Below are 18,256 nucleotides of genomic sequence, written 5' to 3'. Positions count from 1 at the left end.
GGAATGCCCATGACTGTCAGCACCCCGCTTTCTGGCGTTAACCAACCCTTCAAGGGGATCTTGCTGATTGTTGTTGCCACCTTTCTCTTCTCCAGCCATGACGCCTTTTCCAAGTATCTGTCGGGGTTTTACCCGATCGTCATGGTGGTCTGGGCCCGTTATGTGGTTCACACGTTACTGATGGCCGGGATCTTCCTGCCGCAATCCGGGTTGCGCGTCCTGCGTACCAAACGGCCGTTGCTGCAGTTGGCGAGAGCGTTGTGCCTGTTGGGCACCAGCCTGTTTTTTACCACGGGTTTGCAATACATCCCGTTGGCCGAAGCCACGGCGGTCAACTTTCTTGCGCCGGTGCTGGTGACCGCGCTGTCGGTGCCACTGCTGGGTGAACGTGTCACCCGGGGCCAATGGATCGCGGTGATTTGCGGATTTGTCGGTGTGTTGATCATCGTCCACCCCGGCGGTGAATTGTTCACTCCGGCCGTGCTGTTGCCGCTCTGCTCGGCGCTGTTTTTCTGCTTTTATCAATTGCTCACCCGCAAGCTCAGCAGCATCGACAGCCCAACCACCAGCAACTTCTTCGCCGGTCTGTGCAACACCCTGGTGATGAGCGCGCTGGTGCCGTTCTTCTGGCAAGTACCGACCCTGGGGCATGGCTTCATGATGGTGGCGCTGGGCGCCTGCGGGATGACGGCGCATTTGTTTCTGACTCAGGCTTTTCGCTACGCGGCCCCTGCGCTGCTCGCGCCCTTTGGCTACTGCCAGATTGTGTTTGCCGGGTTGTTGGGCTGGCTACTGTTTTCCCACACGCCGACCCTGACCACCGTGGTCGGGATCGCGGTGATTTGCTGCAGCGGGCTGGCCGCGGCGTGGCAACAGAGTCGTCGGTAGAAGAAACAAAAAAGGCAGGCCTGGAATCAGGCCTGCCGGGGGGGAGGGGATTGTTACTCGGTGACGCTAGGAATCTTGCGCGGCGCCATGAAGTACATCCAGATCAGCGCGATGAAATACATCGCCGGAATCAGGGTAAACAGCACGGTGTAGTTGTTGTTGGTCACCGTCAGAATGTGCCCGACCAACTGGGTCATGAACATCCCGCCGATGGCCGCGCACATGCCGCCGAAGCCGAACACCGTACTCATCATGTGTTTGGGCGTGTAGTCCATCACCAGGCTCCAGATGTTCGCAGTCCAGGCCTGGTGCGCGCCGATGGCCAGGGAGATGGCGAACACAGCGACCCACAGACTGCTTGAACCTGCCGCCATGATCACGCCGACGATGCAGCAGGCGAACAGCAACATGGACATCAAGCGCGCCTTGATCGGGTTGATCCCGCGACCGATCAGGAACGAAGAGAGGATGCCGCCGCCGACGCTGCCGAAGTCTGCCGTCAGGTAGATGATGATCAGCGGGATACCCATCTGGGTCACGTTGATCCCCAGGTTGTATTGCTGATTGAGGAACGGTGGTAGCCAATAGAGGTAGAACCAGAACACCGGCGCGGTCATCGAGTAAGCCAGGGCGAAGGCCCAGGTGCCACGCATGCGCAGGATTTTCGAGAACGGCACGCGGGCCTGTTCCGGTTCGACTTCTTTCTGGATGTAGTCCAGTTCCGATTGTTTGACGCTTGGGTGATCTTCCGGGTTGAAGTACTTCAAGCCCCAGAACAGCAACCAGATACCGCCCAGTGCCGACATGCACAGGAACGCGGCTTGCCAGCCCCACACGTGCAGAATCAGCGGCAACAGCATCGGCGTGAACATCGCACCGACGTTGGTCCCGGCATTGAAGATGCCGGTGGCCACGGCCCGCTCACCGGCCGGGAACCACAACCGCGTGGTTTTCACGCAGGCCGGGTAGTTGGCGGCTTCGGTCAGACCGAGAATGAAGCGACAAACCATGAAGCCGACTGCCGACGTGGCCAAGCCGTGAGCGCCGGTGGCGATGCTCCAGAGCAGCACCGCGCAGAAGAACACGCGCTTGACGCCGACCCGATCGATCAACCGCCCTTGCAGCACGAAACCGATGGCGTAGCCGACCTGAAACCAGAAGTTGATGTTGGCGTAGTCCATCGCCGTCCAGCTCATTTCCTTGGCGAGGATCGGCTGCATGACGCCTAGCGCGGCGCGGTCGATGTAGTTGAGCGTGGTGGCGAAAAATACCAGCGCCAGCATGCCCCAGCGGGTTTTGCCCACCGCCATGGCACCGCGGATCTTGGCACCGACGCCGCCGGTGGCAGAAATCATGGAGGAACGCTCTACGGGAGAGCTTTGAGAAGGAGTCATTTAGGCCACCGATTATTTTTATGTGGTGTTCTGGGTCTTTGGTCACCGAGACCGATGGGTGACCGGACTCAATGTGGAGTCGATGTTGGGCAGTGGACGAAAAATCGTCAATTCGCCAAGGGCCATTGTGTTCGATTATCGAACGGAAAACTAACCGGGTAGTACACTTTGAATTGCTCAAGAAGGCCGTCAGCTCAATAATCCGCTCACTCTTTTAAAAGCGGCGCAAATTCCCTGTAGCCGAAGCCTCCACCGGGAGTCGAAAACATGCAGCGTTCCATTGCCACCGTGTCCTTGAGCGGTACCCTGCCGGAAAAACTCGAAGCCATTGCCGCCGCCGGCTTTGACGGGGTGGAGATTTTCGAAAATGACCTTCTCTACTACGACGGCAGCCCTCGGGAAATCAAACAGATGTGCGCCGATCTCGGGATCGCGATAACCCTGTTTCAACCGTTCCGCGACTTCGAAGGCTGCCGCCGCGACCGTTTGCACCGCAACCTGGAGCGGGCCGAGCGCAAGTTCGACCTGATGCAGGAGCTGGGCACCGACCTGGTGCTGGTGTGCAGTAACGCGTCTGCCGACTCCGTCGGTGATGAGCAAATCCTTATAGATGACTTGCGCTTGCTGGCCGAACACGCGGGCGCCCGAGGCCTGCGAATCGGCTACGAAGCGCTGGCCTGGGGCCGGCATGTGAACACTTATCAACAGGTGTGGAACATCGTGCGCCAGGCGGATCACCCAAGCCTTGGGGTGTTGCTGGACAGTTTTCACACGTTGTCGCTCAAGGGTGATCCGAGTGCGATTGCCGAGATTCCCGGGGACAAGATTTTTTTCGTGCAAATGGCCGACGCGCCGATCCTGGCCATGGACGTGCTGGAGTGGAGCCGGCATTTCCGCTGCTTCCCGGGCCAGGGTGAATTCGATTTGCCGGGGTTCCTCGCACCGATCATCAAGAGTGGTTACACCGGGCCGCTGTCGCTGGAAATCTTCAACGATGGCTTCCGCGCCGCGCCACCTCGGGCTAACGCGGCGGACGGTTTGCGTTCGTTGCTGTACCTCGAAGAGAAAACCCGCCAGCGCCTGGCGCAGGAAGCCATGCCTGCGACCCACCTCGATATTCTGTTCGAGACGCCCAAGGCCAGCGAATACAACGGCATCGAATTTCTCGAGTTTGCGGTGGATGAGAGCCTTGGCGCCAAGCTGTCCCATTGGCTGGAGCGGCTGGGTTTCGTCAAGGCCGGGCAACATCGTTCCAAGAACGTGAGCTTGCTGCGTCAGGGCGATATCAACCTGATCCTCAACTCCGAACCTTATTCCTTCGCCCACAGTTTTTTCGAGGCACACGGTCCATCGCTGTGCGCCACGGCCGTGCGGGTCAAGGACAGCGCCAGTGCGCTGGCCCGGGCCGTGGCCTATAAAGGCCAGCCGTATCGCGGACTGGTCGGGCCAAACGAGCTGGAGCTGGCGGCGGTGCGTGCGCCGGATGGCAGCCTGATTTATCTGGTGGATCAGGAGGCCGATGTCTACGGCACTGACTTCAATCTGCAACCCGCTGCGGTGGCCAGTGGCGGCCTCAAACGCATCGACCACATGGCCATGGCGTTGCCGGCCGACAGCCTCGACAGTTGGGTGCTGTTCTACAAAAGCCTGTTGGATTTTGAAGCCGACGATGAAGTGGTGCTGCCCGATCCGTATGGCCTGGTAAAGAGCCGTGCCTTGCGCAGTCGTGACAGTTCGATCCGCTTGCCGCTGAACATTTCCGAGAACCGCAACACCGCAATCTCACACGCGTTGTCGAGTTATCGCGGTTCCGGTGTGCATCACATTGCGTTTGATTGCGATGACATCTTTGCCGAAGTCAGCCGTGCGAAAGAAGCGGGTGTGCCGCTGCTCGATATTCCGCTCAACTACTACGATGACCTGGCGGCGCGGTTTGATTTCGACGATGAGTTTCTCAGTGAGCTGGCCTACTTCAACGTGCTGTATGACCGCGATGCCCAGGGCGGCGAGCTGTTCCACGTCTACACCGAACCGTTCGAGGGGCGCTTTTTCTTCGAGATCATCCAGCGCAAGAACGGCTATGCCGGTTACGGTGCGGCCAATGTCGCGGTCCGACTGGCGGCGATGGCCAAGTCACGAAGTGGGGCTGTACGACAGGCAAAGTTGTAGGAAAATCGTAAAGACGGAGACAAACCGTTGCCGCGCGGCTTCCTTCACTGTGCGGCGCGGCCCATAATCGCCCACCTGTGCAGTGATGGCCGTGAGCCCGCAATGACGATAATTTCAGAACTTTCCGCAGCAGCCGACGAACCCGTTGCCGAGCCGCGCAAGAGTCGCAAGAACAACCCTGAAAAAACCCGCGAGAACATCCTTCAAGAGGCGATTGTCGAGTTCGTTCAGCAAGGGCTTTCCGGGGCCCGCGTCGATGCAATTGCCGAGCGCATCCACACCTCCAAACGCATGATCTATTACTACTTCGGCAGTAAGGAACAGCTCTACATTGAGGTGCTGGAGAAACTCTACGGCGATATCCGCAGCACTGAAAACCGTCTGCACCTGACCGAGCTGGCGCCCGTCGAGGCGATTCGGCGGCTGGTGGAATTCACCTTCGATCACCATGATCGCAACGTCGATTTCGTGCGCATCGTCAGCATCGAAAACATTCACAACGCCGAATACGTAAAGCGTTCCGATGCGATCAAGGCGATGAACAACACCATCCTTGATTCACTGGGCGAGATTTTGCGTCGCGGTGCCGAGGAAGGTGTGTTTCGTTCCGGGCTGGAGCCGCTGGATGTGCATTTGCTGATCAGCTCGTTCTGCTTCTATCGTGTGTCGAACCGCCATACCTTCGGCGAGATCTTCCAGATCGACTTGCCTGACGAGAGCATCAAGCAGCGTCATCGGGAGATGATTTGCGAGTCGGTTCTGCGGTATTTGCAAGCCTGATGCCTTCGCGGGCAATCCAGATCGCCCGCGAGGATTTTCAGTCATTCATGCTTTGAAAATGCGCCAGCATTCGCTGCGCATCCGGCACCACGCCACTGAACAGTTCAAACGCTTTCACCGCCTGAAACACTGCCATGTTGCCGCCATCCAGCGTTCGGCAACCCAAGGCGCGGGCGTTGCGCAGCAGTTCGGTTTCCAGCGGGAAGTAAACGATTTCCGCCACCCACAACGCAGATCGGAGCAACTCCACCGGCACCGGCATGCCTGGCAGTTTTTTCATGCCCATTGGCGTGGTATTCACTAAGCCGTCGGCCTGGGCCAGCGTGCTTGGCAGATCATGGCCAGCCACCGCCCGGCCCGCGCCGAAATGTTGATTGAGATTGTCCGCCAGGGCCTGCGCGCGGTTGATCTCGACATCGAAAATGCTCAGAAGCTGTACGCCTTCGCTCAATAGCGCGTGGGCCACGGCTGCGCCTGCGCCACCGGCGCCCATTTGAACTACACGCTCACGGGCAACGTCCTTCAGGCCACGGCGAAAACCTTCGGCAAAGCCCAGGCAATCGGTGTTGTGGCCGATGCGTTTGCCGTCTTTGAACACCACCGTGTTGACCGCGCCGATGCCACGGGCTTCCGGCGATAACTCGTCGAGCAGCGGGATGATCGCCTGCTTGCACGGGAAGGTAATATTCAGGCCGGTGAAGTTCATGCGTTCGGCGGCCGTCAACAAGTCGGGCAGGGCACTGCTGTCGAGCTTTAAATAGTCCAGATCGATCAGGCGATACACGTAGCGCATGCCTTGCGCATAGCCTTCAAATTCGTGCAGCGCAGGGGTGCGCGAGGCCTGAATACCGGCGCCGATCAGGCCGGCCAATACCACGGTGTTTTGTGTCATGGCGCTCACCCTTTCAAGCGTTGGCTGAGAAAATCCAGTGCCAGGCGATACCCGTGGCTGCCGAAACCGGCCATCACCGCAGTGGCAATGGCGGAGACGAAGGAGTGGTGCCGGAAGGGTTCGCGGGCGTGAACGTTGGACAAGTGGACTTCGATCACCGGCAGTTCACTGGCGATCAATGCATCGCGGATCGCGACCGAGGTATGAGTCCAGGCCGCCGGATTGATGACGATCCCGGCGCAGCGACCGCGAGCGCCGTGAATCCAGTCAAGCAGTTCGCCTTCATGGTTGGTCTGGCGAAACTCCACCGCCAGGCCGAATTCTTCGGCAGAACGGGCGCACAAGGCGGAGATATCGGCCAGGGTTTCATGGCCGTAGGTGGCCGGTTCGCGGGTGCCAAGCAGGTTCAGATTCGGGCCGTTGAGCACCAGAACGATAGGGGACATCGGGGTCTCTCCACTTATTATTTTTGGAATCGGCTGGGGTCTCAGCCTGTGGAGATAAATTGTACTAGCTGGTTAATTTGGTCAATTGAACAGACGTTTCCTAGGGCGTTTGTGTGCGGTGATCGGACAATTTCGATGTTTATCGAGGCAGATGCTCCACCAGGAAATCGATAAAGGCCCGCAACTTCAGGGGCACATGACGGCTTTGCGGGTAGAGCAGAGTGAACGGTCGCGAACGCCCACCGTAAGGCTTGAGCACTTCCACCAGGGAGCCATCGGCCAGTTCGTTCTCGACGATAAACCGATAGGTCTGAAACAGACCGGCCCCGTGTTTGGCCAAGGTCACGCCACCGAGCACGTCATCGGAACAACTGAGGCTGCCCTCGGCGAGAATCTCCCGCTGGACGCCGTTATCCGTGAACAACCAGGCAATGCGCCGACCGCTGCTGGGCAACTCGTACTGAATGCATTCGTGTTGTGCCAGGTCGTCCAGGGTTTGCGGGATGCCGACGCGCTTCAGGTAATCGGGACTGGCAATCATCACCAGTTCGGCGTCTTCGAGGTGCCGGGCAATCAGGCCGGAATCCGGAATCGCGCGCACGCGAATGGCCATGTCATAGCCTTCACCGACGAAGTCGATATTGCGATTACTGATGTGCGACTCGACTTTCACGTCTGGAAAGCGCGCCCGAAACGCCGGTAATAACGGCAAAATTCGATGGTGCGCATACGTTGTGGGAATACTGATGCGCAGCGTGCCGGCCGGTTGCTGTTGCTGGCCCATGACTTCGCGCTGAGCCTCGACCAGTTGCGCCAGTGCCTGACGGCATTCCTCGTAATAACGACGACCACTGTCGGTCAACTTGACGCTACGGGTGGTACGCGCAAACAGGCGCACACCGAGGCGTTCTTCCATGCGCGACACCGAGCGGCTCACCGCCGCAGGCGTTACGCCTGCCACCAGTGCGGCGGCAGTAAAGCTGCCGGCCTCGGCGGCCAGGCAAAACAGTTCGATGCTGCCCAGCTGAAGATCGTCGAAGAGTCGCTGCATGATTTATTACACCGGGGATCGAATAAGGAGCTGGATTTCGCCACTGTAGATGAAATCGACTCTGCGGTGCTTTACTTGCCCGGCATCTTCTTCGATTACCAGACAGGAGCAGCATCATGCCTTTCGTCAGCGTGCGTATTACCCGTGATGGCGTCACCCGAGAGCAGAAAGCCCAGGTCATTGCCGAAATCACCGACACCTTGCAACGAGTCCTCGGCAAGGACCCAACACTGACCCACATCGTGATTGAAGAAGTCGACACCGATAACTGGGGTTATGCCGGTATGACCACCACCGAGTATCGAAAAAATCAGCCGGGATGATTTTTTGAGCCGAAAAGACAGCCGTCTGCGTGACGGCTTTTTTGTGAGCGCGAGGAAAGGATTGCTTACGATTCAGCGCAGCTATTCACCGGTCCAAGGCATGTCTTGGCGCTAGGCTCAGAGGTGTAAAGGCGATTTGGCGTAGAGCCAATGGTCAGATTTTCCATGGAATGTCGGGTCTTTGGACTCGTTAACCTAACCGATGGGTTAGCATGCGAGTATTCAGCTACAAAGGATTTTCAATGGCGATCATGTTGCGCGATGAACACTGCCCGCCGCACGCGCATGTGGACGCCGGCAGCTGGAGTGCACGCTTTAAATTCTGCTTTTGGTACAACAGTGTCGAGCTGTGGGATGTGGTCCCTCATTCAAAACGGCCACCAGTGGCAGTCCTGGAAGGATTGCGTCACGCGCTCGGACAACCCGCTCACTTGCGCCGCGCCCGGGCCATCTGGTGGGACAAGCTGCACACGGTCTGTCTTGATCATCAGATATGGGATTGGCAGACCAGCGAAGTCGTGGTGATGAAAAGGATTGCGAGTACGACCTGGATGATTGGTTCGGCTTGCTTTGAACCCGAGACGAACAAGACCCTGCTGGCGGTGATCGGCAGTGCGGAGAGTGTGGAGATCCAACTATGAAGACGATACAGGCAGGAATGCTGGCCGATCGGCCCGTAACCGAGACAGTGCTGGATGAAGCCATTCAACGCGGACAAGTTCGCCAGAAAAACGGATTACATGCAATTTCGGTGAAGTTTGTGGAACCTTGTCTGGCGGTCAGTTTCATGGATGGTAGTGGCGTGCTGCTGCCCGTGCAGCACTATCCGGAATTCGATGATTTTGACATCAAGGATTTCGCGAACCTGGAAGTCGGCTTTTCCGGAACTGCCCTGTGCCATGAAGGTAAGGATCTACATGTGTCCATCTCGGGGATGATTTCGGCGAGCAAACCGTTGATGGACATGGCTGCCTCGGTCGTCGCCTCGCGCAATGGACGTCAGAGCAGCGCAGCCAAAGCCGAGGCCGCGCGGGCTAATGGCCGTAAAGGCGGGCGTCCGCGCAAGGCTGATGTCACCGATTGAGCACGCACAAAAAAGCCGTCGTGATGACGGCTGATTTGAATGCGCAGCAACGACTCAACGGCGCGTCAACAACACTCCGGATTCCATGTGATGCGTCCATGGAAACTGGTCGAACATCGCGCACTGGGTGATGCGATGGGTGTCGTGCAACTGGGCGATGTTGGCCGCCAGGGTTTCCGGGTTGCAGGAGATGTAGAGGATGTTGTCGAAGCGCCGGGTCAGCTCGCAGGTGTCCGGGTCCATGCCGGCGCGGGGCGGGTCGACGAAGACGCTGCCGAACTCATAGCTCTTGAGGTCGATGCCGTGCAGGCGACGGAATGGGCGAACTTCGTTCAGCGCTTCGGTCAGTTCTTCGGCAGACAAGCGCACCAACGTGACGTTATCCACAGCGTTTTCGCTGAGGTTGCTCAGCGCTGCGTTGACCGACGTCTTGCTGATTTCAGTGGCCAACACTTTACGTACGCGGGTCGCGAGCGGCAGGGTGAAGTTGCCGTTGCCGCAATACAGCTCCAGCAGATCATCGGAACGATCACCGAGGGCCTCGTAAGCCCAGTTGAGCATCTTCTGGTTCACGGTGCCATTGGGCTGGGTAAACGCGCCTTCCGGTTGACGGTAGCTGAACGTGCGACCGCCGACTTCCAGTTGTTCGACCACATAGTCGTGGCCAATCACTTCGCGTTTGCCCTTGGAGCGGCCGATTACGCTGACGTTCAGATCGGCGGCCAGTTTCGACGCCGCCGCGTGCCAATGTTCATCCAGCGGACGGTGATAGCACAGCGTGATCATCGCATCGCCGGACAGGGTGGTCAGGAACTCCACCTGAAACAACTTGTGGCTCAGCGCCGCACTGGCTTTCCACGCCGCCTTGAGCTGCGGCATCAACTGATTGATGCGCAGGCTGGCGATCGGGAACTCTTCGATCAGGATCGGCGTGCGTTTGTCTTCCTGGGAAAACATTGCGTAGTGACGCTCGCCGCCTTCGCGCCACAAGCGGAATTCGGCACGCAGGCGGAAGTTCTGCAGCGGTGAGTCGAACACAGTCGGCTCGGGTGCATCGAACGGGGCCAGCAGGTCACGCAGGCGCGTGACCTTTTCTTCGAGCTGAACGGCGTAGGCCTGGGAATCAAAAGTCATGCGTTGAACCAACCCAACTTGATCACGAACAGAATCGACAGAATCACCAGCGCCGGGTTCAGCTCACGGCCGCGACCGGACAGCAGTTTGATTGCCGTCCAGGAGATGAAGCCGAAGGCGATGCCGTTGGCGATGGAATAAGTGAATGGCATGGCCAGGGCGGTGACCACGACCGGTGCGGCAACGGTGATGTCGTCCCAGTCTATTTCGGCCAGCCCGGATGTCATCAATACCGCGACGAACAGCAGCGCAGGCGCGGTAGCAAACGGCGGAACGCTGGCGGCCAGTGGCGAGAAGAACAGCGCCAGCAGGAACAGAATGGCCACGACCACGGCCGTAAGGCCGGTGCGGCCACCGGCACTCACACCCGCAGCGGATTCGATGTAGCTGGTGGTGGTCGAGGTGCCCAGCAAGGAACCGGCCATGGCGGCGGTGCTGTCAGCGATCAGGGCGCGGCCCATTTTCGGCATGTGACCGTCCTTGCCCATGAGGCCAGCGCGCTTGGCGACGCCGATCAGGGTGCCAGAGTTGTCGAACAGGTCGACGAACAGGAAGGCAAAAATCACGCTGACCAGACCAATGTCCAGCGCACCTTTAATGTCCAGTTGCAGGAAGGTCGGGGCCAGCGATGGTGGCATCGACATCACGCCGCCGAACGGGGTAAAGCCCAAGGCAATGGAGGCGATGGTCACCACCAGAATGCCGATCAGCACCGCGCCGCGCACGGCGAGCGCTTCCAGTGCAACGATCAGGGCAAAGCCGAGGGTGGCGAGGATCGGTGCCGGTTGCTTCAAGTCACCGAGGCCGACCATGGTGGCCGGGTTGCTGACCACGATACCGGCGTTGTGCAGGGCGATCAGCGCCAGGAACAGGCCGATACCGGCGGCAATCGCCGAACGCAGAGGCAGGGGGATGCTGTTGATGATCCATTCACGGATGCGGAAGATCGACAGCAGGAAGAAGCACACGGCGGAGATAAACACTGCCCCCAGCGCCACTTGCCAGGTATGCCCCATGTGCAGGACCACGGTGTAGGTAAAGAAAGCGTTCAAGCCCATGCCCGGCGCGAGTGCGATCGGGTAGTTGGCGATCAGGCCCATCACCGTGGAGCCGATTGCCGCCGCCAGACAGGTCGCGACAAACACCGCACCCTTGTCCATGCCGGTCTCGCCGAGGATGCTCGGGTTGACGAACAGAATGTAGGCCATGGCCAGGAAGGTCGTGACGCCCGCAAGAATCTCGGTGCGCACGTTGGTGTTGTGTGCCTTGAGTTGAAACAGCCTTTCCAGCATGTCTGCTCCCCGTGGCGCGCAGTGCGCCGTGAATGTATCGACCTCAACAGCAAAGCACAGACCGCTGATCGCGCCTGGTAATTTTCTGTGGGTCGGAAAAAGCCGCGCATCATACCAGCAGCGTGGGGTAATGGCTGCGATCGTCGGCGATGTTTTGCGGTTCGCTGAACTGAGCCATACTGCGCGCCTGTTTTGGGGGAGTGGTCATGGTGGGCATCAAGCGCAATATCGTTCGGGCGTCGGGGCTGTTTTTTGCATTGCTGGCCAGTGTGCCCGCCGTCATGGCGGCGTCGGCACCACCGTTGAGCAACGTCCAGGTGCTCAAGGTCCAGTCGGCGGCGTGCGGAATTGAAAATATCTCGGCGGGGCAGGAGCGCACGACCTGCGATCACGGCGGCGTGAATATCAAGGTCTATGTGCTGGAGATAGGCTACGGCCGAACGCCGACCGTGCAGCTCGACGGTTTCAACCTTGACGGAGTGCAGACCAAAGTCTGTGCCTACGATAACGGCAACTTGACCGAATGCACCGGCGCTTCAACAAAGATTGTCGGCACGCTGTACATCTTTGACCTGGGCGGCAAACAGGAAGGGACCTTCAGCTTCAGTAACCGCTCGATCAACGCGCCGGGCAACACAATGTCGACGCAGCTTTACATCAAGTAACGCCTGCGCTCGAACAAGGGTCAGGAAAGCTGACTACGCTTTAAAGATCACCCAGTGGACTGTGCCCATGACCTTTAGAGCTCTGATTACCCTCGCCGAGGGCATCGATGATTTGCAAACCGTGACCCTGATCGATGTGCTGCGCCGCGCCAAGGTTGAAGTCGTGGTCGCCAGTATCGAGGGACGGCGCATGCTCACCTGCGCCCGTGGCACTCGCTTGACCGCCGATGCAATGCTGGTGGATTTGCTGGCCCAGCCGTTTGACCTGATCGCTCTGCCTGGCGGTGAGGTGGGCTCGCAACACCTCGCCGCGCATCAACCCCTGCAACAACTGATCAAGGACCAGGCCGCTGCCGGGCGCCTGTTCGCAGGCATCGCCGAATCTCCGGCACTGGCGCTGCAAGCCTTTGGCGTTTTGCGTCAGCGGCGCATGACCTGCCTTCCATCAGCCAGCCACCAACTGTCGGGCTGCACCTTTGTTGACCAGCCGGTGGTGGTGGACGGCAACTGCATTACCGCCCAGGGATCGGGTGGGGCATTGGAGTTTGCGTTGACGCTGGTCGAACAACTCTGTGGTAAAGCCACGCGAACGGCGGTGGCGGGGGCGTTGATGGTTTGACGAATGTCAGGCGTGGGCAGCAATAGGTTCGATCGCCGGTTGCTCACGATGCTCAGCTTGCCAAAGATCGTAGTCGGTCTGTACACCGAGCCACATCCGGGCTTTACCAATCCCGGCCCGCTCCAGGCGTACCGCCAGGTCAGGGCTGATTGGCGCATGACCATGCAGGACTCGCGAGAGATGCGGGCGTGCAAACCCAAGGTGGCGAGCCAACTCAGCGACACTGATGCCAAGCTCAGGCAAAACATCCTTCAACAGTGTTTCGCCAGGGTGTGGCGGGTTGTGCAAGGGCATATCCTGCCTCCTGTCAGTGGCATGGGACGAGTGTAAGGCGATACATTACACCTTGTGCGCTATCTATGTATTGCACGTGGTCGGCAAATGTATGCGTTGTCCTTTATTTCAGCCTTTTTTCACGCCCATCAATTCCCTTGAACACTCATCCCACCCCGAAGTCGTACCCCTTAAGACGGCGGTTTACAAAGCGCCGCGAACGTACGACCAACCGTGAGGTGTTTATGAGCGCGACCACTCCCGAGGCGGCGCAGCCGACCTTTGCACGTCATCCGTTACGCCTGACCCTGAACGCTCAGGATCGTCAGTTTGAGGTTTTGCCCTGGACCACGTTGCTGGATTTGCTGCGCGAGCAACTGGACCTGATCGGCACCAAAAAAGGCTGCGATCACGGGCAGTGTGGTGCCTGTACGGTGCTGCTCAACGGCAAGCGGGTGAACGCCTGCCTGACGCTGGCGGTGATGTGCGACGGCGGTGAATTGATCACCATCGAAGGGTTGGCAACCGGTGACGAACTGCATCCGATGCAGCAAGCCTTCATCAAGCACGACGCCTTCCAATGCGGCTATTGCACGCCAGGGCAGATCTGCTCGGCGGTGGGTTTGGTCAACGAAGGTCGGGCACACACCCCGGACGAGATCCGCGAGTTGATGAGCGGCAATCTGTGCCGCTGCGGCGCGTACAGCAACATTCGCGATGCCATCGAAGAGGCGCTTCCGGCCTGCCTCCAGCTCGGGCAAGGAGGTGGCCGATGAATCCTTTCCAGTACAGCAAACCCGATTCGGTGCAAGACGCTGTTCATCTCGCCGGGCCGGCATCGCGTTTTATCGCCGGGGGGACGAACCTGCTGGATTTGATGAAAGAAAATGTCACTCGCCCCGAGCACCTGATCGACATCACCGGTCTGCCTTTGCGTGAGGTCACCGAAACGGCAGACGGTGGATTGTTGATCGGCGCGCTGGTCAGCAATGCCGATCTGGCCTGGCACCCGTTGATCGAGCAGCGCTACCCATTGTTATCGCAAGCCATACTGGCCGGTGCATCACCGCAGTTGCGCAACATGGCCAGCACCGGCGGCAATCTGCTGCAACGCACGCGCTGTTATTACTTTTACGATGCCAGCGTGCCGTGCAACAAACGCGAACCCGGGAGCGGTTGCCCAGCGCGGGAGGGGCTGAATCGCATCCACGCGATCCTCGGCGCCAGCGCCCAGTGTGTGGCCACCCATCCGTCCGACATGTGCGTCGCCTTGGCCGCGCTGGAAGCCGTGGTCCACGTGCAAGGTCGCGACGGTGCGCGGACCATTGAGTTCGCTGATTTTCACCGGCTGCCGGGGGAGACTCCCGAACGTGATAACCAATTGGCCGACGATGAACTGATCACTGCCGTCGAATTGCCAGCCGCCGGTTTCGCCAACCACAGCCATTACCTGAAGGTTCGGGATCGTGCTTCCTATGCCTTTGCGCTGGTCTCGGTGGCGACGGCGCTCGACATGAACGGGCCAGTCATTCGCCAGGCGCGGCTGGTGCTCGGTGGTGTGGCGCACAAACCCTGGCGTGATCAGGGCGTTGAAGAATGGCTGGTGGGCAAAGCGCCGAGCCGTGAAACCTTCAGCGCTGCCGCCGATGCGCTCTTGCAGGACGCGAAACCACTCGAACACAACGCCTTTAAAGTCAAACTGGCGCACCGGGCCATTGTCCGCGCCCTTGGCGATGCAGCGCAGGGAGGGCAAACCCGATGAATACGATTACCAAACCTATGGGGCAACCGCTGGACCGGGTCGATGGTCTGCTCAAAGTCACTGGCCAGGCGCGCTATGCCGCAGAGTTTCCCGAGGACGGCTTGCTGCACGGCAGCGTTGTTTCAAGCAGCATTGCCAGCGGGCGTGTGGTCAGCATTGATGCATCCAGAGCGCTGGCGCTGCCCGGCGTCATAGCGGTCATTGATCATACAAACCGACCGAAAATCGCCAGTTACGACGATGACTACGAAGACGCCGACTCGGCCGAAGGTTCGCCGTTTCGTCCGTTATACAACGACCGTGTTCTGTACAGCGGTCAACCGCTGGCGCTGGTGGTCGCGGACAACCTTGAGCTGGCGCGCCATGCCGGCTCGTTGATAAAGATTGAATACGCCACCGATAGCCATCAGACCGATCTGTTAAGCCTGCAACACGAGGCGCATCCGGCGCCCGCCGAACTGCCCAAGCCTCGTGGGAATTTTCAGGCCGAATTCGCTGGCGCGGCCATGAGCCTGGACCTGAACTACAGCACGCCTATCGAACACCACAATCCCATGGAACCGCACGCCAGCACGGTGCTGTATCAAGCCGACGGCAGCTTGCATATCCATGACAAGAACCAGGGGCCGCAGAACTGCCAATCCTATGTGCAAAAGGTCTTCGGACTTGAGAAAGAACAGGTCAGAATTTTCGCGGCCTTTGTCGGCGGCGCATTTGGGTCGGGCTTGCGTCCGCAATATCAGCTGCCACTGGCGGTGATGGCGGCGTTGCACCTCAAGCGTTCAGTGCGCGTCACCCTCACACGTCAGCAGATGTTCACCTTCGGCTACCGCCCCCGCACCTTGCAGCGCCTGCAATTGGGCGCGGCGGCCAATGGTCGCTTGCTCGCGGTCGCGCACACTGCCATTGGCCAGACTTCACGGTTCGAGGATTTCACCGAGCACGTCGTGGAATGGAGCGGCATGCTCTATCACTGCGACAACGTGCAACTGACCTACAAACTGGTGCCGCTGGACGTGTTCACTCCGTTGGACATGCGCGCACCGGGCGCGGCGCTGGGATTGATCGGCCTGGAATGCGCGATGGATGAACTGGCCTGCGCGCTGGCGATTGATCCGGTGCAACTGCGCCTGAGCAACTTTTCCGAGCGCAATCAGAACGAAGGCAAGCCTTATTCCAGCAAAGAACTGCGTGAATGCTACGCCCAGGGCGCCCAACGTTTTGGTTGGGATCAACGCAACCCCGAACCGCGCAGCATGCGCCGGGACCGGCAATTGGTCGGTTGGGGCATGGCTGGCGGCGTCTGGGAGGCAATGCAGCAGAAAGCCAGCGCCAAGGCTTGCCTTGATCAACACGGCAAGCTGACGGTCAGCAGCGCGACGACTGACATCGGTACCGGAACCTACACAGTGATGACGCAAATCGCCGCGCAGTCGGTAGGCGTTGCGCTCAAGGACGTCACGTTTGTCCTTGGCGATTCTTCCTTACCGACTGCGCCGTTGCAGGGCGGATCGTTCACCGTTTCGTCAGTCGGCACTGCGGTGCAACAAGCCTGTGAAGCCCTGCAGGAAAAACTACTGGCTGTAGCACGGCAAACGTCTCCTGCATTCAGTGGCGTGACCTCGCAGCAAGCGGTGTTCGAAGACGGGCAGCTGTCTTACGGTGAGGCACGTATAAAGCTGTCCGATCTGGTCCGTGACAGCGGCGAAGACACCCTCGAAGTTCAGGTCGACGCCGCGCCGGACAAGAAACGCGAAGCCTATGCTACCGCCACCCACTCAGCGGTGTTTGTCGAAGTCCTGGTGGATGAGGATTTGGGCTCGGTGAAAGTGAGCCGGGTGGTCAGCGCTATCGCCGCCGGCCGGGTGATCAACCCGAAAATGGCCCGCAGCCAGATTCTCGGTGGCGTGGTCTGGGGCATCGGCATGGCGCTGCACGAGGAAACGCAAACCGATCATGCGCTGGGACGTCACATGAACCACAGCCTGGCCGAATACCACATCCCGGTAAACGCCGATATCGGCGACATTGATGTGCTGTTCGTCGAAGAACAGGACGAGATCGTCAATGCCTTGGGTTCCAAGGGCGTGGGGGAAATCGGTATCGTCGGAGTCGCGGCGGCGGTGGCCAATGCCATCTACCACGCCACGGGCAAGCGGGTGCGGGACTTCCCCATCACCCTCGACAAGCTTCTCTAGACTTTGGCTTCTTCGACCGGCATATGCATGCGGTCGCGATTGGCCAAAGTCGGGAACAGTTTGATCCATGCCCCGGTTACCAGCAGTGTGCCGATGCCGCCCATCACCACCGCCGGCACAGTGCCGAACCAGTGGGCGGTGAGGCCGGATTCGAATTCGCCCAACTGGTTCGAAGCGCCGATGAACAGACCGTTCACGGCGCTGACCCGTCCGCGCATCTCATCCGGGGTTTCCAGTTGCACGAACGAGGCGCGGATCACCATGCTGATCATGTCCGCCGCGCCCAGTACGACCAATACGGCAAGGGAAAACCAGAACGAGGTGGAGAGGCCGAACGCAATGGTCGCAACGCCGAACACACCGACGGCGGTGAACATCACCCGCCCGACGTTGCGCTCCACGGCAAATCGCGCCAGGAACAGCGACATCAGCAACGCACCGACGGCCGGCGCCGAGCGCAGCAGTCCCAGGCCCCACGGCCCGGTCAACAGAATGTCTTTGGCAAACACCGGCAGCAGCGCCGTCGCGCCACCGAGCAATACCGCAAACAGATCCAGGGAAATGGCCCCGAGAATGTCTGGGCGACTGCGAATGAAACGGATACCGGCCAGCAGCGAATCCAGGGTTGCCTTGCCCTTGTTCAGTGGCGTTTGCCGGGCGGGCAGGTTGAGCATCAGCAGGCAGGCAATGATGTACAGGATCACCGTCGGACCGTAGACCCAGACGCTGCCAAACGCATAGAGCAAACCGCCCAGGGCCGGAGCAACGATGGTTGCTGATTGTTGCGCCGACTGTGCGGCGGCAACGGCGCGAGGGAACAGCGCGCTGGGTACGATGCTCGGCAGCAAGGCCTGGGTGGTCGGCATCTCGAAGGAGCGCGCGGCACCGAGCAGGAACGCGAGGATGAAGATCATTTCCCGTGTGACATGGTCGGTCGCACTGCCGATGGCCAGCGACAGGGCGATCAATGCTTGCAGGGACTGACAGATTGCCGCGACCTTGCGCCGGTCATAGCGGTCCGCGACATGCCCGGTGTGCAACATGAACAGCACCCGAGGGGCGAACTCCACCAACCCCACCAAACCCAGGTCCAACACGTTGCCCGTCAGCTGATACAGGTTCCAGCCGATGGCCACGGTCAGCATCTGAAAGCCGCTGGCGGTAAACACCCGAGCCAGCCAGAACGCGATAAAGGGGCGATGGTGACGTAACAGCAAAGGCGCTTGGCTGGGCATCTGAAGGCAGGTCTTGGGCGAGGGAAGGCTCGAGATTATCACCAAGCTGTA

General features: G+C 59.5%; 19 protein-coding genes. 11 read left to right on the top strand and 8 right to left on the bottom strand.

From position 1 onward, the window contains the following. Nucleotides 1–9: 9 nt before the first annotated feature. Nucleotides 10–888 carry a DMT family transporter gene (locus tag ACM6I0_RS26750; RefSeq protein ID WP_208671350.1) on the top strand — a complete coding sequence of 293 codons (879 nt, stop codon included), beginning with the start codon at nucleotides 10–12 and terminating at the stop codon, nucleotides 886–888. A 53-nt stretch (nucleotides 889–941) separates the two neighbouring features. On the opposite strand, the gene ACM6I0_RS26745 is transcribed toward ACM6I0_RS26750, so the two are convergent. Further along, on the bottom strand, nucleotides 942–2,243 hold the full coding sequence (locus tag ACM6I0_RS26745) for an MFS transporter (RefSeq protein WP_414923674.1): 1,302 nt from the start codon (nucleotides 2,241–2,243) through the stop codon (nucleotides 942–944). Nucleotides 2,244–2,549: 306 nt separating this feature from the next. On the opposite strand from ACM6I0_RS26745, the gene quiC reads away from it, so the two are divergent. Together quiC and ACM6I0_RS26735 are read left to right on the top strand one after the other, a co-directional pair. Further along, nucleotides 2,550–4,451, top strand: coding sequence for a 3-dehydroshikimate dehydratase QuiC (gene quiC / locus ACM6I0_RS26740; protein WP_414923673.1), 1,902 nt, complete (start codon nucleotides 2,550–2,552; stop codon nucleotides 4,449–4,451). A gap of 102 nt (nucleotides 4,452–4,553) precedes the next feature. Next, complete coding sequence (locus tag ACM6I0_RS26735; protein ID WP_414923672.1) at nucleotides 4,554–5,231, top strand: TetR/AcrR family transcriptional regulator; 678 nt, start codon at nucleotides 4,554–4,556, stop codon at nucleotides 5,229–5,231. A gap of 37 nt (nucleotides 5,232–5,268) precedes the next feature. Here ACM6I0_RS26735 and ACM6I0_RS26730 read toward each other — a convergent pair whose 3' ends face one another. The 3 genes from ACM6I0_RS26730 to ACM6I0_RS26720 form a co-directional block, all read right to left on the bottom strand. Then, nucleotides 5,269–6,123 carry a shikimate dehydrogenase gene (locus ACM6I0_RS26730; RefSeq protein ID WP_414923671.1) on the bottom strand — a complete coding sequence of 285 codons (855 nt, stop codon included), beginning with the start codon at nucleotides 6,121–6,123 and terminating at the stop codon, nucleotides 5,269–5,271. Between the two features lie 5 nt (nucleotides 6,124–6,128). Further along, the gene (gene aroQ, locus ACM6I0_RS26725) at nucleotides 6,129–6,569 is read right to left on the bottom strand and encodes a type II 3-dehydroquinate dehydratase (protein ID WP_414923670.1); all 441 of its coding nucleotides are present in this window, start codon (nucleotides 6,567–6,569) and stop codon (nucleotides 6,129–6,131) included. A gap of 139 nt (nucleotides 6,570–6,708) precedes the next feature. Next, the gene (locus tag ACM6I0_RS26720; protein WP_414923669.1) at nucleotides 6,709–7,620 is read right to left on the bottom strand and encodes a LysR family transcriptional regulator; all 912 of its coding nucleotides are present in this window, start codon (nucleotides 7,618–7,620) and stop codon (nucleotides 6,709–6,711) included. Nucleotides 7,621–7,736: 116 nt separating this feature from the next. Between ACM6I0_RS26720 and ACM6I0_RS26715 the strand changes: the two genes are divergently transcribed. From ACM6I0_RS26715 to ACM6I0_RS26705, 3 genes are all read left to right on the top strand, one after another. Next, entirely contained in the window at nucleotides 7,737–7,943 is a 207-nt protein-coding gene (locus ACM6I0_RS26715; protein ID WP_414923668.1) for a tautomerase family protein, read from the top strand. 212 nt (nucleotides 7,944–8,155) lie between these two features. After that, nucleotides 8,156–8,584, top strand: coding sequence for a DUF4160 domain-containing protein (locus tag ACM6I0_RS26710; protein ID WP_414923667.1), 429 nt, complete (start codon nucleotides 8,156–8,158; stop codon nucleotides 8,582–8,584). Further along, nucleotides 8,581–9,027, top strand: coding sequence for a DUF2442 domain-containing protein (locus ACM6I0_RS26705; protein WP_414923666.1), 447 nt, complete (start codon nucleotides 8,581–8,583; stop codon nucleotides 9,025–9,027). The genes ACM6I0_RS26710 and ACM6I0_RS26705 overlap by 4 nt, the downstream gene beginning before the upstream one ends. 54 nt (nucleotides 9,028–9,081) lie before the next feature. On the opposite strand, the gene trmA is transcribed toward ACM6I0_RS26705, so the two are convergent. Together trmA and ACM6I0_RS26695 are read right to left on the bottom strand one after the other, a co-directional pair. Then, on the bottom strand, nucleotides 9,082–10,161 hold the full coding sequence (gene trmA / locus ACM6I0_RS26700) for a tRNA (uridine(54)-C5)-methyltransferase TrmA (RefSeq protein WP_414923665.1): 1,080 nt from the start codon (nucleotides 10,159–10,161) through the stop codon (nucleotides 9,082–9,084). After that, nucleotides 10,158–11,453: an NCS2 family permease gene (locus tag ACM6I0_RS26695; RefSeq protein WP_222588552.1), complete on the bottom strand. Its 1,296-nt coding sequence runs from the start codon at nucleotides 11,451–11,453 to the stop codon at nucleotides 10,158–10,160. The genes trmA and ACM6I0_RS26695 overlap by 4 nt, the downstream gene beginning before the upstream one ends. Before the next feature lie 206 nt (nucleotides 11,454–11,659). Here ACM6I0_RS26695 and ACM6I0_RS26690 point away from each other — a divergent pair, with 206 nt between their 5' ends. Both ACM6I0_RS26690 and ACM6I0_RS26685 read left to right on the top strand, forming a co-directional pair. Further along, nucleotides 11,660–12,118, top strand: coding sequence for a DUF4879 domain-containing protein (locus tag ACM6I0_RS26690; protein WP_414923664.1), 459 nt, complete (start codon nucleotides 11,660–11,662; stop codon nucleotides 12,116–12,118). Nucleotides 12,119–12,185: 67 nt separating this feature from the next. After that, entirely contained in the window at nucleotides 12,186–12,737 is a 552-nt protein-coding gene (locus tag ACM6I0_RS26685) for a DJ-1 family glyoxalase III (protein ID WP_414923663.1), read from the top strand. A gap of 6 nt (nucleotides 12,738–12,743) precedes the next feature. Here ACM6I0_RS26685 and ACM6I0_RS26680 read toward each other — a convergent pair whose 3' ends face one another. Continuing rightward, complete coding sequence (locus ACM6I0_RS26680; RefSeq protein WP_414923662.1) at nucleotides 12,744–13,031, bottom strand: HigA family addiction module antitoxin; 288 nt, start codon at nucleotides 13,029–13,031, stop codon at nucleotides 12,744–12,746. A gap of 224 nt (nucleotides 13,032–13,255) precedes the next feature. Between ACM6I0_RS26680 and ACM6I0_RS26675 the strand changes: the two genes are divergently transcribed. Genes ACM6I0_RS26675 through ACM6I0_RS26665 form a run of 3 tightly spaced genes read left to right on the top strand, consistent with a single transcriptional unit; the run spans nucleotide 13,256 to nucleotide 16,970 of the window. Continuing rightward, nucleotides 13,256–13,786, top strand: a complete 531-nt coding sequence (locus ACM6I0_RS26675) for a (2Fe-2S)-binding protein (RefSeq protein ID WP_414923661.1) — start codon at nucleotides 13,256–13,258, stop codon at nucleotides 13,784–13,786. After that, nucleotides 13,783–14,772 (top strand): FAD binding domain-containing protein, encoded by a 990-nt coding sequence (locus ACM6I0_RS26670; protein WP_414923660.1) that lies wholly within the window; start codon nucleotides 13,783–13,785, stop codon nucleotides 14,770–14,772. The genes ACM6I0_RS26675 and ACM6I0_RS26670 overlap by 4 nt, the downstream gene beginning before the upstream one ends. Continuing rightward, nucleotides 14,769–16,970 (top strand): xanthine dehydrogenase family protein molybdopterin-binding subunit, encoded by a 2,202-nt coding sequence (locus ACM6I0_RS26665; protein WP_414923659.1) that lies wholly within the window; start codon nucleotides 14,769–14,771, stop codon nucleotides 16,968–16,970. Before ACM6I0_RS26670 ends, ACM6I0_RS26665 begins: the two co-directional genes overlap by 4 nt. Here the strand turns inward: ACM6I0_RS26665 and ACM6I0_RS26660 are convergent. Then, nucleotides 16,967–18,205, bottom strand: coding sequence for an MFS transporter (locus ACM6I0_RS26660; protein ID WP_285432522.1), 1,239 nt, complete (start codon nucleotides 18,203–18,205; stop codon nucleotides 16,967–16,969). The genes ACM6I0_RS26665 and ACM6I0_RS26660 overlap by 4 nt on opposite strands. Between the last annotated feature and the right edge of the window lie 51 nt (nucleotides 18,206–18,256).

This window comes from Pseudomonas sp. IT-P294 (assembly GCF_949767865.1).
GTDB lineage: Bacteria > Pseudomonadota > Gammaproteobacteria > Pseudomonadales > Pseudomonadaceae > Aquipseudomonas.
The sequence above is the reverse complement of the archived record's forward strand: the minus strand, read 5'-3'. Positions and strand labels throughout refer to the sequence as shown.